The sequence below is a fragment of the Dactylosporangium sp. NPDC000244 genome (assembly GCF_040300725.1).
Lineage (GTDB): Bacteria > Actinomycetota > Actinomycetes > Mycobacteriales > Micromonosporaceae > Dactylosporangium.
The window spans coordinates 36,454-51,675 of record NZ_JBEPEH010000038.1 but is presented as its reverse complement, the minus strand read 5'-3'; the positions used below and the strand labels follow the sequence as shown (position 1 = coordinate 51,675).

Below are 15,222 nucleotides of genomic sequence, written 5' to 3'. Positions count from 1 at the left end.
CGCCCGGGAACGGAAACGGCACGTGTTGAAAGACTTCGTGAGCCACGATGACGCATCATTGCATGACCCGCGACAAGGCCGGGTGCGCGGATCTGCCGCCGATCGCGCATGCTGGCCGGTCGTCGCTCGATCGAGTGCGCGCTCAGAGCTTGCCGGCGACGAGCCGCACCCGGTGGCCCAGCCGGCGGCCGATGCCGGCGACGAAGTCGTTGCGCAGCGGTGGCCAGTTCCAGAACGTCAGGCCCAGATTGGCGAAGGCCCAGACGCCGTCTGCCCACCGCCAGTCGTTGATACCAATGGTCCGGCCGCAGTGCCGGCAGACTGTGTCGCTCGGCCGCTGGGCGTACCAGGCGTCGATCGCCTCGATGAACGCGGCGCCGAGCGGCTCGTTGTAGGACTCGATGGCGTCGCAGTGGGGGCAGCCGACCTCGCCGCCACCCTGGCCCGTGTCAACTACCGAGCGGCCCCACCACGCGAACAGGCCGTTCCAGCCCAGGGTGAGCAGTCCGTAGTCGGGGCCGTCGAACGCCTCCGCATAGCGTGAGCCAGGCGGATGGCCTCCGTCCGCGCCCGGCCCGCAGTCGGTGCGCTCGGCGCTCACGATGCCGTCAGCCACCAAGTCCGCCACAACAACCTCGGCCAGGCCGGGCGCCTCCTCGGCGGTCGCGTCGAGGTCCGCGATCGTCTGAAACCAGTCGCCCACCGTGAGAAGCGTACCGGCCGATCGCGCGACGCCTCCATGTACGCACTGGACGGCACCGGACTCGAGGGATCAGCCCAGCCATGAGCAGCTGCGCGGATCTGCTGCGATAGCTCGCTACGGAACGTCACGGCACGTTGAGTTGCCCAGCTCGCGGACATGCCGATGAGCGCGCACCCGATCGCCCGCCGACCGTAGTCCACCGACTGATCAGGAGCAGTCGAATCGGTAGTCGAACGGCCGGTCAGGACAGCTTAGGCAGACGAACAGGTAAATGCCGCCGACGTCGCCGAGCATCAAACCGGCCGGGTTCTGGATACGTCGCCACGGATGATCATCAGGGGCATCGAAGCCCCATCCGGCCATCGCTGGGCGGTCCTGCAGCGGGATCCAACGCTTCTCGTCGCCTCGACTGAACTCCCAGCTGGCCACCGTGAGGAGATGCTCCATGGGCACGCCACAACCGCATGTCGGCCAGTCCGGCACTTGGGTCCAACCAGGATAGCCGCCCACCTTCGTACCGGATGCGACCGCCAAGTCGGTTTCGTATTGCCAGCCGGTCTCCCGCTCGACCCGCGCGACGTTGTCCCTGATCTGCAACCAGACAACCTCCGGCAGGTCGCGGCTCGGGTACTCGGTTACGCGTTCCGGGTCCAGGACGCACGGGTCGGGCACGTACTGGGCGTCTGCCTCCTCGTCAGGCTCGGGCAACTCCTTCAGCCTGGCGCCGATATCAGCGCGGCGGCGCCACCGCAGTTCAGGTCGAGGCGAACTCCACGGTTGGTGATCGAACGGACACCACAGCACCTGCAGCATGTCCGTGCCGGCGGGAAACGGAAGCTCGGGAAGGTCTTCAGCAAACAACTGCAACACCGGGATGAGCGGCACCTCAGCCTCAGATGGCTGGCTGTCGAGGTGATCGTACGGCTCCGGCCCATCGCATATCGGCCAAGGTTCCTTCACCGGCCACAGCAGCGGACCCCCCATCGAACTCTGTTCGACGGTCGGTACTCCAAGCCTGGGATGCAGCCTTACGGCTGTCATAGCGAAAGGCGCTACCTGCGGAAAGACCTCAGGTATGTCGATCGGGCTGGAAGCAGTGGTGCGCACGGCGACGATCATATGGCGATCCTTTGAGTCTGTGGCAACGCTGGACTACCGAGCCACCACACTGACCACTCGCCATGAAGCGCGTCGTACAAGATTAGTGCGCTGTTCTGCCGCGATCGGCGCGCCTCAGGATCCGGGGTTGTGTGACCAAGTGACGGTGACGTCGGGTTTCATCTGGAACCACAGCGTCGAGGCCGGCGAGTCGTCCGGAAATTCGACACGCAGGGACTCGCGGTCTTCGATGCGCTCGATGCCAACGCTGAGCACGCCCTCAAGGTCCAGGTCGATCAGTTTGTGGCCAGCGACTGTATGTACGCGAAGGCGGACAGCCTGGTACCCGGGTTCGATGTCCATCTCGATGTCGTAGCCGGCACGTGTGGTACGGAACGTGACTGACGTGTACGGCCACGGCTCACCGGCCGGGTGCCGGACCGGCTCGGCCTCGAACAACCAGACCAGATCCTCGTAGCTGGGCAGCGGCTCCATGACCACAACCCCATGATCACACACGATGCTCGGGCCGCGCTGATGTCCTCATCTCCGCCGTTGGCGTACTGACGTTTCACCGCTGCCAGCAACGCGCCGTCGAACTTGATTACATCCGGCGCAGCGCCGTTCGGCGATACGTATCGCGGCGCCGCGGGCACGGACGCACATGACGAGCGGCTCCAATGCTCGAGATGAGCACCAGAATTGTTGCGTGTCGTCGGTGGCTCTCCCTCCCCGCAGCCGCACCTGCCCGAAACGGCAGATCGGCCCGGACGGTCGATGGGACCGGTGGCGCGTCGACGGCGGGAGTTTGGTCAGCGCAGCGTTGTCAGGATGTGGTTGGTTGCTTGTGTGATGGCCCGCCGCGAGGCGTCGGTGTCATCGAGGGTGTCGAAGGCGTGCCGCCCAGCCGGCACGTCGATGACGGTCAGATTCGCCTCGGCGATGCGTGCCGCGGCCACGAACTGCGCGACGGTGGCGGCGATGTCCGGGCGCTCCAGCCCGACCCGGGTGAGCACGATCGGCAGTCCATTGGCCCGCATGGCCCCGGCAACCCCGGCCGCGGCGGCCGCACCGACGTCGCTGACCGCGTCGATCGGCTGGAAGCTCGGCTCGAGGCCGGGGCCGCCCAGCCGTGGGTACGTCAGGGCGACGCAGCGCAGCCACGACGGCGGATCGCGAAGCCAGCCGGCGCACAGGGGTCCGCCGCCGGAGAAGAACCACAGTGCGATGCGGTCGCCGTCGACGCGTGGGTGCTCGCGAGCCCGGTCGACCGCTTCGCGAACCCGCGCGGCGGACCGCGGATAGGCGTCGGCACTGTGCAGCGGATGGTCGAGGACCACGGCGACGACGCCCCGGCCGGCCAGCAGCGAGCCGTAACCGCGATAGACCGGCCAGTTCCGAGGCGTGGGCGTACGGTCCGCCGGCACCGGTCCACCGTGAACGAGCACCACTGCGGGGCGAACGCGTCCGGCGCTCACATCGGGCAGGTAAAGGTCCGCCGTATCGCGACGCTCCGGCTCAACCGGGTTGACCGCAACCACGAACGGTTCCAGGTGATCGGGACGCTGCACGCCGGCCAGCGTATGCAATCGCATCGTGTGTTTGACCGGGTGTCTGTGGTCAACGGCGTCGGGGATGGCGGATCGTCACGCCGCGGGTCTCCAGGCGGGGCAGGACGGCCGGGTCGTCGAGGCGGGCCAGGGCGATGTCCAGGTCGCGCAGTGCCGGCAGGGACTCCAGTACGCCGGCCGCCGTGCACTCGCCGGTGAGGTACAGCTTCGTGAGCGCCGGGTGGCCCGTCAGCGGGGTCAGGTCCAGCGGCGCCGGGTGGTAGCCGTGGCCGTCGAGGTTCAGTGACAGCAGGCCCGGCAGTGCGTGGATGCCCTCCAGCGACGTCACGTTGTAGTCGTCGGATTCGCCGCCGGTGTCGATGTCCAGGGTCTGCTCGATGAGCATGTAGATCTCGTTGCCGCCGTCGAAGTCCAACCGCTCGACCGCCGCCGCCAGGGCTGACGGCACCGCAAGGGCGTGCAGGAGGTGCAGTGACGCCGCCAGGCGCGGGCCGGGGCCTGGATAGCCGTCGTCCGGGCCGTCCGGTCCGGTCGACTCGACGATGGCCCTGAGGTCGTCGGCGGCGATGTCGCCGCTGTTCAGGAGGGCGCCCAGGACACCGAGGTGCAGGCCTCGGTCGGCGAAGATGATGGTCACGATCACGAACGTATCGCGTCAGGGTCCCCGGCCGTCCGGGTCGACGCGGCCGAGCGTCCAGTACGTCGCCATCATGGCAACGTACTGGACGCCCGGGGGTCGCGGTGCGGATCAGACGCGGGCGGGTTCCGGCCGGTCCGCCTCGTCCCGGTCGGCGGCGGTGGCGAGCTGCCGCGTGAGGCGCTCGCCCTCGACGTCGACGTTGGGCAGGAGGCGGTCGAGCCAGCGGGGCAGCCACCACGCGGAGCGGCCGAGCAGCGACAGTACCGCCGGGACGATGGTCATGCGGATCAGGAAGGCGTCGATGGCCACGCCGAAGGCCAGCGTGAAGCCGAGGGACTTGATGATGTCCTGGTCGGAGAGGATGAAGCCGGCGAAGACGGCGATCATGATGAGCGCGGCCGCCGTCACGACCCGGGCGCCGTGGCGCATGCCGGTGACGATCGCCGGGTCCGGGGCGGCGCCGTGGACGTACTCCTCCCTGGTGCGCGTGACGAGGAAGACCTCGTAGTCCATGGCGAGGCCGAAGAGGATGCCGATGAGGAAGATCGGCATGATGGAGATGATCGGGCCGGTGGTGGTGAGGCCGAAGACGTCGGCGAGCCAGCCCCACTGGAAGACCGCGACCAGCGCGCCGAACGACGCGGCGACCGAGAGCAGGAAGCCGAGCGTGGCCTTGAGCGGCACGAGGATGCTGCGGAAGACGAGCATGAGCAGGATGAACGCGAGCCCGACGACGACCGCGAGGTAGGGCACGAGCGCGCCGGTGAGCTTGGCGGACACGTCGAGGTTCAGGGCGGTGGTGCCGGTGACGGCGATGGTGGCCCCGGTCCCGGCCTTGATCCCGGCCTCGTGGTCGCGGATGGCGGCGACGAGGTCCTTGGTGGCGTCCGCGGTCGGGGCGCTGCCGGGGATGACGGTGAGGATGGCGGTGTCGCCGGCCTGGTTGACGGTCGGCGGGGTCACCGCCACGACGTCGTCGAGCTTGGCGATGGTCTGGCCGGCCTGGACGGCGGCGGCCTGGGCCTGGCCCTTGTCTGCCTCCACGACGATGAGCAGCGGGCCCTGGAAGCCGGGGCCGAAGCCCTCGGCGAGCTGGTCGTAGGCCTTGCGCTGGGTGCTGGCCGGGTTCGCGGTGCTGTCGTCGGGCAGCGAGAGCTTGAGGCTCATGGCGGGCACGGCGATGAGCAGCGCGACGCCGAGGGACAGCACGAGGGCGGGGACGCGGTGGCGCAGCACGAGACGGGCCCACCGCTCGCCGAACGGGGTCTTCGCGGCCTGCGCGTGGGCCGGGACCGCGCCGCGCTGGCGCCGGGCGAGGATGCGGCGGCCGGCGAAGCCCAGCAGGGCAGGCAGCAGCGACAGGGTGATGAGCACGGCCACGGCGACGGTGCCGGCGGCGGCGATGCCCATGGAGGTGAGGAACGGGATGCCGGCGACGGAGAGCGCGACCAGGGCGATGATGACCGTGAGGCCGGCGAAGACGACCGCGGAGCCGGCGGTACCGACGGCGCGTCCGGCCGCTTCCTCGCCGTCGCGGCCCGCGGCGAGCTCGTGGCGGTAGCGGGACACGACGAACAGGGCGTAGTCGATGCCGACGGCGAGACCGAGCATGGTGGCCAGCGCCGACGTGGAGTTGTTGAGGTCGAAGAAGCCGGTGGCGATCTGGATGCCGAGCATGCCGACCCCGACGCCGAGCAGCGCGGTGAGCAGCGGCAGGCCGGCGGCGACCAGGGCGCCGAAGGTGATGGCGAGCACGATCGCGGCGACGATCACGCCGAGCATCTCGGTGCCGCCGCCCTCGCCGGGCTCCTGGGTGACCGCGCCGCTGAACTCGACCTGCACGCCGTCGGTCTGGCCGGTGCGGCCGGCCGCGATGAGCGCGTCGCGCGCGGCGGTGTCGACGTCGTCGGCCGCCACGCCGTAGGTGACGGTGGCGTAGGCGGTCCGCGCGTCCGGGGCGACGGTCTTGGCCTGGTACGGGTCCACGACCTGGGCGACCTGGGGCGCCTTGGCCAGCTCGGCGACCGCGCGCTCGACCGCGGCCTGCTGGGCCGGGTCGGTGAGCTTCGCGGCGCCGGAGACGGTGAAGACCACCTTGGCGGTGGCGGTGTCGCTCGAGGCGCCGCCGCCCATCTTCTCCTCCATGACCTGCAAGGCCCGCGAGGACTCGGTGCCGGGGATGGACAGGGTGTCGCTCAGCGGGCCCGACAGCTTCGCCGCGCCGATGCCGAACGCGATCAGCAGGGCCAGCCACAGCACGGCCGTCAGGCGGCGCCGGCGGAACGAGAACCGGCCGAGCCGGTACAACAAGGTCGCCACGGGAACAGTCCTTCGCGTGATCGTCGGGTGCGATGCGGTCGAACTTCACGATCGCCGTGATCGGGGCCGAGATCGTCGTCCGCGCGCAGGCCGCGGGTACTGCGAACGCAGTAATCGAGCGGCCGGCGCGCTACTGCGCGCGTACGACGGCACGGCCGATCGGGGTCGCATACCGTCGTGAGGGTGCGACCAAACGCGTTCCTCCCGAACCGCAACCGGCAGCGGGTGCTGGACCTGCTGCTCGCGGCCGCGACCGGCGCGGTGGTGGCGCAGACCGAGTGGCACGCCGGAGCGGTCCGGCCGTTCGCGATCGCCGGGGTGAGCTTCGCCGCGGTCCTGGTGCGGCGGCGGTGGCCGATCCCGGCGCTGCTGGCCGCGACCGCCCTCACGCTGGCCACCGTCGTGCTCAAGACGCCGTCCGCGGGGCTGGGGCTCGTGCTCAGCGTGCTGATGTACGCCGTCGCCCGCTACCCCGACCGTCCGCGCCCGTGGCCGTTCGCGATCGGCGTCGCCGGTGTCCTGTTCGCCGCGGGGATGGTGGTCGACCCGGAGCACTGGCTGCGGCTGGACACGCTCGGGCTCTTCGCGCTGATCTTCGGCGGGGCCGCGGCCGGCGACTCGGCCCGCAACCGGCGCGCCTACATCGCCGAGGTGACCGAGCGGGCCCGGCAGGCCGAGCAGACCCGCGAGGACGAGGCCCGCCGCCGGGTGATGGACGAGCGGCTGCGGATCGCCCGCGAGCTGCACGACGTGGTCGCCCACCACATCGCGGTCATCAGCGTGCAGGCCGGCGCGGCCGGGCACGTGCTGCGCAAGAACCCGGAGCAGGTGTGGCCGGTGCTGGAGCACATCCGGCAGGCCTCCGACACCGTGTTGCGGGAGATCAGGTCCGTGATCGGGGTGCTGCGTGAGCCGGGTGAGGCCGACAGCACCGAGCCGAGCCCGGGCCTGGACCGCGTGCCGGACCTGGTGGCGAACCTGGCCACGACCGGGTTCGGCATCGCGCTGCGCACCGACGGACAGGCGCGGCCGCTGCCGGCGATCGCGGACCTGGCGGCGTACCGCATCGTCCAGGAGGCCCTGACCAACGCCCACCGCTACGGGGACGGCGCCGCCGACCTGACGATCGCCTGGACCGCCGAGACGGTTACGGTCGAGGTGACCAACCGGATCGCGCGGGACCGTCCGGCCGGGGCGGGCGGCTCCGGATTCGGGCTGATCGGCATGCGCGAACGGGCCGCCGCCGCCCACGGCACCGTCACCACCGGCCTCACGAACGACGGCCGGTTCCGCGTCCACGCGACCCTGCCCGCAACCGAAGGAGAACCGCTGCCGTGACGATCCGGGTGCTGCTCGCCGACGACCAGGCCCTCATCCGCGCCGGCTTCAAGATGATCATCGACGCCGAGGACGGGATGCAGGTCGTCGCCGAGGCCTCCGACGGCCGCGAGGCCGTCGACCTCGCCCGCAGCCAGCGCGCCGACGTGGTGCTCATGGACATCCGCATGCCCGGCGTCGACGGCCTCGAGGCGACCCGCCGCATCTGCGCCGACGACGGCCTGGCCGGCGTCCGGGTGCTCGTGCTCACCACGTTCGAGGACGACGACAACGTGGTCCTCGCGCTGCAGGCCGGGGCGAGCGGCTTCCTCGGCAAGAGCGTGGCCCCCGACGACCTGCTCGCCGCCATCCGGGTGGTCGCGGCCGGCGACGCGCTGCTCTCGCCGGCCGCCACCCGCGGGCTGGTGACCCGGTTCCTGGCCAACCTGCGCCCGCCCGCGCCGCAGGTGGCCGCCGGGCTCGACGAGCTGACCGAGCGGGAGCGGGAGATCATGATCCTCGCCGCGCACGGGCTGTCCAACGAGCAGGTCGCGGCCCGGCTGTTCCTGTCGCCGCTGACCGCGAAGACCCACGTCAACCGGGCCATGACCAAGCTCGGCGTGCGGGACCGGGCCCAGCTGGTCGTGCTGGCGTACCAGAGCGGCCTGGTTCAGCCGGGCGACCGGCTGTGAGGACGTGCCTCCCGGCCGGCTCGCACGAGCGGCAGGGCGGCGACCAGTACCAGGACCAGCACCACCAGCAGCTGTATGCCCTGCTCTCCGAAGTCGCCGTGGCCGAGCAGCACCGCGGTGGTGAGCGGGACCAGCACGAAGTTGTTGCCGGCGTGCGCCAGACAGGGCGGCCAGATGCTGCCGCTGCGGGCCCGCAGCCAGGCCAGGATGACCTCCTGGCACATGATCCATGCCGTCCACCCGGCCAGGCCCAGGGCCAGATGCGGGTATTCGGCGTAGCCGAGCAGGGCGAGCGGGTAGTGCCAGACCGCGGCGATCAGGCCCGCTGACAGCGCGGCGCGGCGCGGGTGGCCGGGATGGATGCGCAGCAGCAGGTAGCCGGTCCAGCCGAACTCCTCGCCCCAGAGAGCGACGGTGACGATCAGCGCTCCCACGCAGAGCAGCAGCGGCACCGACCAGACGGGAACGCCGGGATCAGGTCCGCCATCGAACGCCAGGACGGGTCCCGCCGCCCGGATGCCGCGGCGACGCCGACCACCGCGACGGCGACGCCCAGCGGGCCCAGCCAGGCCAGCAGGTAGTACCGCCAGGCGCGGCGCAGCCGCAGGCGGGAGCCGGTGTCCGCGAAGCCCTCGCGCGTGACCCAGCGCCGGACCACCAGCGCCGCGGCCGCCGGCGCGAACGCGACCGGCGCCTGCACCAGCGGGTTCACCAGCGACCAGCCAAGCAGGAGGTGGGCCGTCGCCTCCCAGCCCCAGGCGACGCCGAACGAGATCAGCAGGAACGCCGTCAGGCCCCGCTTCATGGCCGGTTCGCCGGCTTCCGGGTGCGGATGCCGACCGCTGCCGCCGCCACGGTGAGCAGCAGGCAGGTGAGGCCGATGCCGAGCAGCGGCAGCCATGGGACGGTGACGGGCACGGCGAAGCCGGCCAGGTCGGCCGTGATGGCGCGACGGACCAGCCCGCCCAGCAGGGCGGTGGTGGCGCCGCCCAGGAGCAGGCCGGTGCCGCAGACGAGGGCGGCCTGCCAGACGGCGGCCCGCCTGACCTGGTCGGGCGTGGCGCCGAGGAGCTGGATCAGGTCGCGCTGCCGGCGCCGGTGCGAGGCGCCGATGAGGGTGGCGTTGACGATCGCGATCGCGGCGTAGAGTCCGGCCGGCCCCAGCAGGATGGTGAGGCCGAGGTTGTTGGACCGGCGGGTCCGCGCCGTGGTGGCGTCGATCCAGTCGCCGGAGTCGACGATCCGGCTGCCGGTGCCGGCCAGCGTGCGCCGGAGGGAGTCGCGCGCCGTCGTGGCATCGGCGCGCGGGACGACGAAGACCGTCCCGGTGGCGCGATCGTCGGCCGGCGGGAGCAGATCGGCCGGGATGACGAGGTCGCCGTACAGGTCGGGTGCGTCGGGGATGACGGCGACGACCCGCAATGGGACCCGGTCGCCGTCCAGCCACACCGTGAGGGTGCCGCCCAGGCCGATGCCGGAGTCGGTGAGCCAGGTGGTGGTGACGGCGACCGCGCGTCCGTGGAACTCGCCGAGGGTGCCGCGGGTCGCGGCCAGGCCCCGGGCGGCGGAGGCGGTGGCGGGGTCGACGATCTCGACCTGCTCGCGGCCGCCGGGGCGGCCGTTGTCGTCACGCTGGAGCGTGGCCTGCCGGCGTACGTCTGCGACCGCGACGGCCGTGTCGGAGGCGACCGACGCGGCCGCGGCCGGACTGCCCGCCTCGACGACGAGCGGGGCGTGCAGCCGGGCCTGGTCCTGCGCGGTCGTCCAGTCGGCGGTGAAGCTGAGGGCCAGCAGCAGCGAGCCCGCGATCGCCGAGATGGCCATGACCGGGGCGGCGACGGCAGCGGTGGTACGGGCGGCGGCGCGCACGTCGTCGCGAGCCATCCGCTCGACTCCGGCCTGTGGGAGCGCGTCGGGGACCTGCGGGTGCAGTCCGGCGACCCGGCCGCGGCGGTGAAGGCGTTCGGACAGGCGCTCGCGAAGTCGGCCAATGGGCGCATCCATCGCAAATGCGCCGCCGCCTGGCTGATGCTGCACCGGCCCGCCGAGGCCGAGCCGCACCTGGACGCGGCCGAGCGCGCCGAGCAGGACGCGGCCGAGCGCGGGCGGCTGCGGTGCCTGCGGGCGCAGCAGGCGTGGGAGCGCGGGGACCTGGACACGGCACACGCGCTGGCCGAGGAGGCGCACGCGATCGCGGTCGCGCACGGCGACGAGGACGACGTCGCGGCGGCGGCCGAGGCGATCGCGTTCGTGTCGCACATGGAGGGGGACTGGCGGCCGGGGCTGCAGCACCAGATCGAGCGGATGACCGGGGTGACCCTCGGCCTGCGCGTGGCCCGGTTCTGCGACTTCAACCACTGTCTGAGCCAGTACCAGCTCTACGGCGACGACTTCCACGGCGACGTCGGCGAGTACGCCCGCGAGACCCTCGCCATCGCCGAGCGGGCCGACGCACTGCCGGCCCAGGCCTTCGCGTGGTGCCTGCTGGGCGAGTCGTTCCTGCTCGCGGCCGAGTGGGACGAGGCCGCCGCGTGCCTGGAGCGCAGCTGCGAGCTGTACGAGCCGCTCGGCAGCCGCACCGTCGCGCTGCCCTGGCTGCGCCGCGCCGAGCTGGCCGCCTGCACCGGGGCGCACGCCGAGGCCACCGCGCTGCTGAAGCGGGCCACGGCGATTGCCACCGTCACCCCGATGGCGCGGCACGCGTGGGCGCGGCTGCACGCCACCGCGGCACTGGCGGCCATGGAGCGCGGCGAGCCCGAGGCGGCGGTCCGGTCGGTGCGCGCGACCCGTGCCGCGGCGGCCCGCTACGGCGAGTGCCAGACCTGCAGCGCTCTGGTCAACCCGGTCGGCGCCCACGCCTACGAGCAGCTCGGCGCGGCCGAGGAGGCCCGGGCCCTGGCCGCGGCGGCCGACCAGTTCGCCGGGTCGTTCCCCAGCGCGGCCTGGCGCGGGATGGCCGACGCGGCGGCGGCGTACGCGGCCGCGGCCGCCGGCGACCTGGCCGGAGCCGGCGGGCGCTTCCGGTCGGCGGCCGACGGCTACGGCCGGGCCGGCCACGCGTTCTGGGCCGGCCGGGCGGCGGCGGAGGAGGCCCGGATCGCAGAGAACGTTCAGGGAACGGCGGCTCACTAACGTCTTGTCCAGCAGCAACCCACCAGAGATGGAGCATTCGATGAGCCTCACCATTGGCGACATCGCCCCCGACTTCGTGGCGGCGACCACGGACGGCGCGATCAGCTTCCACGAGTGGATCGGCGACTCCTGGGCGGTGCTGTTCTCGCACCCCAAGGACTTCACGCCGATCTGCACCACCGAGCTCGGCTACATGGCCGCGATCAAGCCCGAGTTCGACCGCCGCGGCGTGAAGATCATGGCGCTGTCGGTGGACCCGGTCGACAAGCACGCCCGGTGGGCCGCCGACATCGAGGAGACTCAGGGCACCGCGCCCAACTACCCGATGATCGGCGACGCGGACTTCGTCGTGTCCAAGGCCTACGGGATGCTGGGCGCCGACGTGAGCGGCGACCCGGCCGACCGGACCGCCGCCGACAATCAGACGGTCCGCGGCGTCTATGTGATCGGGCCGGACAAGAAGATCAAGCTGCTCCTGCTCTACCCGATGACGACCGGCCGCAACTTCGACGAGATCCTGCGGGTCATCGACTCGCTGCAGCTGACCGCGAAGCACAAGGTCGCCACGCCGGTGAACTGGCGGCCGGGCGACGACGTCGTGATCGCGGGGTCGGTCTCCGACGAGCAGGCGCGGGAGATCTTCGGGGTGTGGAAGCAGCCCAAGCCGTACATCCGCATCGTCGCGCAGCCGGCCTGATGCGAGTCCTGGTGCTGGGGGCCGGGTTCGGCGGCCTCGAGCTGTCGGCCCGGCTCTCCGACGCGCTCGGCGACGAGGCCGAGGTCACGTTGATCGACCAGGGCGACGGCTTCGTGTTCGGCTTCTCCAAGCTCGACGTGATGTTCGGCCGCACCACCGGCGAGGCGGTGCGGCACTCCTACGACGACCTGGTCAAGCCGGGCGTCCGGTTCGTCCGCACGGCCATCCGCGCGATCGACCCGGCCGCGCGGCGGGTGCGGACGGATGCCGGGAGCTTCGAGGGGGACGTCATGGTCGTCGCCCTCGGCGCCGACCTCGACCCCGGGGCGACGCCCGGCCTGGTCGAGGCGGGGCACGAGTTCTACACGGTGGCCGGCGCGTTCGCCACCCGCGAGGTGCTCGAGCGCTTCCCCGGCGGCCGGGTCATCGTCGGGGTCACGTCGACGCCGTTCAAGTGCCCGCCCGCGCCCAGCGAGACCGCGCTGATGATGCACGACTTCCTGGTGTCGAGGGGGCTCCGGGAACGGTCGGAGATCGCGCTGGTCATGCCGCTGGGCGCGCCGATCCCGCCCTCGCCGGAGGGGTCGCGGGCGCTGCTGACGGCGTTCGCGGAGCGCGGCATCGCCTGGCATCCCGACCGGGTGGTGCGGCGGCTCGACGCCGAGCGGCGGGTCGCCGTGCTCGCCGACGGCGACGAGATGCCGTTCGACCTGTTCCTCGGCGTGCCCGTGCACCGCGTGCCCGAGGTGGTACGCGACTCCGGGATGTGCGTCGACGGGTGGATTCCGGTCGACTCGCGCACGCTGGAGACGAAGTTCCCCGACGTGTACGCCGTCGGCGATGTGACGAGCGTCGGCACCCCCAAGGCGGGCGTGTTCGCCGAGGGGCAGGCGGCCGTCGTCGCCGACCGGATCATCGCCCGGCACCGCGGCGTCGAGTCCGCCTCGACCTACGGGGGCACCGGCGTGTGCTACATCGAGTTCGGGCACGAGGAGATCGGCCGCGTCGAGGTCACGTTCCGGCAGGGCGAGCGCCCGACCGGCCGGTTCGACGACGCGTCCGCGGTCTACCGCGCGGACAAGTCGGCCTTCGGCGCCGATCGGGCACGGCGGTGGTTCGGCCGAGACTGGACCAACTTCTAGGCTCGGGTCCGCGGGGGTGCGGACCGTCGCTCCCGCCAGGCACCGCTGGGCGCTGCGCGCCGACGCTGCCAGGTCCGCGGATGGTCACCCCGATCCAATGTCACTCGCTCGGCGGCGAAAGCTCCGGCCGCCGGGCGGGATCGACAGCTTGGCGCAGGGCGGCCGAGTCCGCGGTCACTTGCTCGGCGGCGAAAGCTCCGGCCGCCGGGCGGGATCGACAGCCTGGCGCAGGGCGGCCGAGTCCGCCGCCGAAGCGATGGCGTGGTCGAGGTCGTCCAGGGCGAAGCGGTCGCCGACGAGCGCGGCGAACGGGAAGCGCTCGTGGTGGGCGGCCAGGAAGTCGACCGCCCGCGTCAGGTGCGCCGGCCGGTAGTTGTGCACGCCCGTCACGGTCAGCCAGTTGCGCACGACCCGCTCGGGGTCGAGCGCGACCGGCGGCCCGGGGGCGACGGAGCCGGCCAGCACCAGGTGCCCGCCGACGCCGAGGGCGGCCAGGCCCGCCGCGACGGCCGTCGCCGAGCCCGACAGCTCGACGGCGACGTCGACGCCGGTCGGCAGCGCGTCCGGGCCGGTCACGTGGGCGGGGCCGAAGTCGGCGGCCCGGCGCCGGCGGCCGGGGTCCGGGTCGCAGACCGTGACCTCCGCCCCGGCGGCCGAGGCCATGGCGGCCGCGGTGACGCCCAGCAGGCCGGCGCCGGTGACGAGCACCCGCCGGCCGGCCAGGGCGGGGACGGCGTCCAGGACCGCGGCGACGGTCGCCGTCGCGCAGGAGGCGGGCGCGGCCACGGTGGCGGGCAGGCCGGGCGGGACCGGCACGATCGTGGTGCCGGCCGGCAGCAGCGCGTGGGTGGCGAAGCCGCCGCTGAGCGTCCAGCCGGCCGCGATCGGCTCGTGCCCGAACTTGCGCAGCCGCTCGCACTTCGGCTCCAGGCCGCGCGCGCAGCGGGAGCAGGCGCCGCAGGAGACGGTCACGGACCACACGATGCGGTCGCCGGGTCGCAGCGGTACACCGGCACCGGCCGCGACCACCCGGCCGACCTGTTCGTGGCCGAGGACCGTGGGGGCCGGGGCGGGGCGCCGGCCGGAGACCGTGTGCAGGTCGCTGCCGCAGATCGTGGCCAGCTCGATCTCGGCGAGCACCTCGCCCGCGGCCACGGCCGGCGCGTCGGCGGTGACGATGCGAAACGGCGCGCCGACGCCGTCCCAGCGGGCGTACCGCACCCCGCCCCCCACCTCAGCGGCTCGCATCGATGAGCGCCGGCAGCTCCGCGACGCTGCCGATCACCGCGTGGGCCCCGGCCGCCAGCAGCGCCCGCTCCTCGCGGCCGCCGGTGCGCACGCCGACGACCAGCCCGGCCCCGGCGGCCACGCCCGAGGCGGCGTCGGACTCGGTGTCGCCGACCACGACGAGCGCGGACACGGCGCTGGCCCGGGTGCGCAGCAGGGCGGTCAGCGGCAGGTCGGGGGCGGGACGGCCGCGGCCCGCGTCGGCCGGGGTGAGCACCGCGTCGGCGAGCGAGCGCCAGCCCAGGGCGTCGACGACGGCGTCGGCGGTGGCGCGGCCGAAGCCGGTGGTGAAGACGACGGCCAGCCCGCGCTCGCGCAGCTGCCGGACCGTGTCCTCGGCGCCGGGGATCGGCGCGCACCGGCCCTCGGCGACCTGCTCGGCGTAGGCGTCCTCGAAGGCCCGGTTGAGCCGCTGGGCCGTGTCCTCGTCGGCGATGGCGCGGAAGACCTCGATCTTGGACTGGCCCATGGTGACCCGCACGTGCTCAAGGGCGGCGGCGCGGCCGGGGTCGCCGGGCAGCACCCGGTCGAAGGCGCGCTCGAAGCTCAGCTCCACGAGTCCGTCGTCCACGACGGTCGTGCCGGCCAGGTCCAGTACCACGGTCTCGAATGGCATCTGTTCGT

General features: G+C 72.8%; 16 protein-coding genes. 5 read left to right on the top strand and 11 right to left on the bottom strand.

Annotated features, from left to right (window positions below; genetic code table 11):
- Positions 1 to 142: 142 nt before the first annotated feature.
- The 6 genes from ABT369_RS42645 to ABT369_RS42620 form a co-directional block, all read right to left on the bottom strand.
- Complete coding sequence (locus ABT369_RS42645; RefSeq protein ID WP_350621515.1) at positions 143 to 703, bottom strand: hypothetical protein; 561 nt, start codon at positions 701 to 703, stop codon at positions 143 to 145.
- A gap of 207 nt (positions 704 to 910) precedes the next feature.
- Complete coding sequence (locus ABT369_RS42640; protein WP_350621513.1) at positions 911 to 1,822, bottom strand: hypothetical protein; 912 nt, start codon at positions 1,820 to 1,822, stop codon at positions 911 to 913.
- A gap of 114 nt (positions 1,823 to 1,936) precedes the next feature.
- Complete coding sequence (locus ABT369_RS42635) at positions 1,937 to 2,296, bottom strand: hypothetical protein (protein WP_350621511.1); 360 nt, start codon at positions 2,294 to 2,296, stop codon at positions 1,937 to 1,939.
- Positions 2,297 to 2,613: 317 nt separating this feature from the next.
- Positions 2,614 to 3,390, bottom strand: a complete 777-nt coding sequence (locus ABT369_RS42630; RefSeq protein ID WP_350621506.1) for an alpha/beta hydrolase — start codon at positions 3,388 to 3,390, stop codon at positions 2,614 to 2,616.
- A gap of 31 nt (positions 3,391 to 3,421) precedes the next feature.
- A complete protein-coding gene (locus tag ABT369_RS42625) occupies positions 3,422 to 4,009 on the bottom strand; it encodes a DUF6892 domain-containing protein (RefSeq protein WP_350621504.1) in 588 nt (195 codons plus the stop codon).
- A 111-nt stretch (positions 4,010 to 4,120) separates the two neighbouring features.
- Positions 4,121 to 6,331 carry an MMPL family transporter gene (locus tag ABT369_RS42620; protein WP_350621502.1) on the bottom strand — a complete coding sequence of 737 codons (2,211 nt, stop codon included), beginning with the start codon at positions 6,329 to 6,331 and terminating at the stop codon, positions 4,121 to 4,123.
- Positions 6,332 to 6,508: 177 nt separating this feature from the next.
- On the opposite strand from ABT369_RS42620, the gene ABT369_RS42615 reads away from it, so the two are divergent.
- Positions 6,509 to 7,669: a sensor histidine kinase gene (locus ABT369_RS42615; RefSeq protein ID WP_350621500.1), complete on the top strand. Its 1,161-nt coding sequence runs from the start codon at positions 6,509 to 6,511 to the stop codon at positions 7,667 to 7,669.
- Positions 7,666 to 8,340, top strand: coding sequence for a response regulator (locus tag ABT369_RS42610; protein WP_350621497.1), 675 nt, complete (start codon positions 7,666 to 7,668; stop codon positions 8,338 to 8,340). Before ABT369_RS42615 ends, ABT369_RS42610 begins: the two co-directional genes overlap by 4 nt.
- On the opposite strand, the gene ABT369_RS42605 is transcribed toward ABT369_RS42610, so the two are convergent.
- The 3 genes from ABT369_RS42605 to ABT369_RS42595 are packed head-to-tail and all read right to left on the bottom strand — an operon-like array spanning position 8,319 to position 10,224.
- Positions 8,319 to 8,792, bottom strand: coding sequence for a CPBP family intramembrane glutamic endopeptidase (locus ABT369_RS42605; protein ID WP_350621495.1), 474 nt, complete (start codon positions 8,790 to 8,792; stop codon positions 8,319 to 8,321). The two genes, ABT369_RS42610 and ABT369_RS42605, sit on opposite strands and share 22 nt — an antisense overlap.
- On the bottom strand, positions 8,762 to 9,145 hold the full coding sequence (locus tag ABT369_RS42600; RefSeq protein ID WP_350621493.1) for a hypothetical protein: 384 nt from the start codon (positions 9,143 to 9,145) through the stop codon (positions 8,762 to 8,764). The genes ABT369_RS42605 and ABT369_RS42600 overlap by 31 nt, the downstream gene beginning before the upstream one ends.
- A complete protein-coding gene (locus tag ABT369_RS42595) occupies positions 9,142 to 10,224 on the bottom strand; it encodes an FtsX-like permease family protein (RefSeq protein ID WP_350621491.1) in 1,083 nt (360 codons plus the stop codon). The genes ABT369_RS42600 and ABT369_RS42595 overlap by 4 nt, the downstream gene beginning before the upstream one ends.
- A gap of 42 nt (positions 10,225 to 10,266) precedes the next feature.
- Here ABT369_RS42595 and ABT369_RS42590 point away from each other — a divergent pair, with 42 nt between their 5' ends.
- Genes ABT369_RS42590 through ABT369_RS42580 form a run of 3 tightly spaced genes read left to right on the top strand, consistent with a single transcriptional unit; the run spans position 10,267 to position 13,311 of the window.
- The gene (locus tag ABT369_RS42590) at positions 10,267 to 11,472 is read left to right on the top strand and encodes a tetratricopeptide repeat protein (RefSeq protein ID WP_350621489.1); all 1,206 of its coding nucleotides are present in this window, start codon (positions 10,267 to 10,269) and stop codon (positions 11,470 to 11,472) included.
- A gap of 40 nt (positions 11,473 to 11,512) precedes the next feature.
- Positions 11,513 to 12,169 (top strand): peroxiredoxin, encoded by a 657-nt coding sequence (locus tag ABT369_RS42585; protein WP_350621487.1) that lies wholly within the window; start codon positions 11,513 to 11,515, stop codon positions 12,167 to 12,169.
- Positions 12,169 to 13,311, top strand: coding sequence for an NAD(P)/FAD-dependent oxidoreductase (locus ABT369_RS42580; protein ID WP_350621485.1), 1,143 nt, complete (start codon positions 12,169 to 12,171; stop codon positions 13,309 to 13,311). The genes ABT369_RS42585 and ABT369_RS42580 overlap by 1 nt, the downstream gene beginning before the upstream one ends.
- A gap of 174 nt (positions 13,312 to 13,485) precedes the next feature.
- On the opposite strand, the gene ABT369_RS42575 is transcribed toward ABT369_RS42580, so the two are convergent.
- Positions 13,486 to 14,532 (bottom strand): zinc-binding dehydrogenase, encoded by a 1,047-nt coding sequence (locus ABT369_RS42575; protein ID WP_350621483.1) that lies wholly within the window; start codon positions 14,530 to 14,532, stop codon positions 13,486 to 13,488.
- A 13-nt stretch (positions 14,533 to 14,545) separates the two neighbouring features.
- Positions 14,546 to 15,214 (bottom strand): HAD-IA family hydrolase, encoded by a 669-nt coding sequence (locus tag ABT369_RS42570; protein WP_350621480.1) that lies wholly within the window; start codon positions 15,212 to 15,214, stop codon positions 14,546 to 14,548.
- Between the last annotated feature and the right edge of the window lie 8 nt (positions 15,215 to 15,222).

Coding starts and splice junctions, on each gene's coding strand:
- ABT369_RS42570 (WP_350621480.1), bottom strand. CDS start 15,214: ATGCCATTCGAGACCGTGGTACTGGACCTGGCCGGCACGACCGTCGTG.
- ABT369_RS42640 (WP_350621513.1), bottom strand. CDS start 1,822: ATGATCGTCGCCGTGCGCACCACTGCTTCCAGCCCGATCGACATACCT.
- ABT369_RS42580 (WP_350621485.1), top strand. CDS start 12,169: ATGCGAGTCCTGGTGCTGGGGGCCGGGTTCGGCGGCCTCGAGCTGTCG.
- ABT369_RS42595 (WP_350621491.1), bottom strand. CDS start 10,224: ATGGCTCGCGACGACGTGCGCGCCGCCGCCCGTACCACCGCTGCCGTC.
- ABT369_RS42635 (WP_350621511.1), bottom strand. CDS start 2,296: ATGGAGCCGCTGCCCAGCTACGAGGATCTGGTCTGGTTGTTCGAGGCC.
- ABT369_RS42585 (WP_350621487.1), top strand. CDS start 11,513: ATGAGCCTCACCATTGGCGACATCGCCCCCGACTTCGTGGCGGCGACC.
- ABT369_RS42600 (WP_350621493.1), bottom strand. CDS start 9,145: ATGAAGCGGGGCCTGACGGCGTTCCTGCTGATCTCGTTCGGCGTCGCC.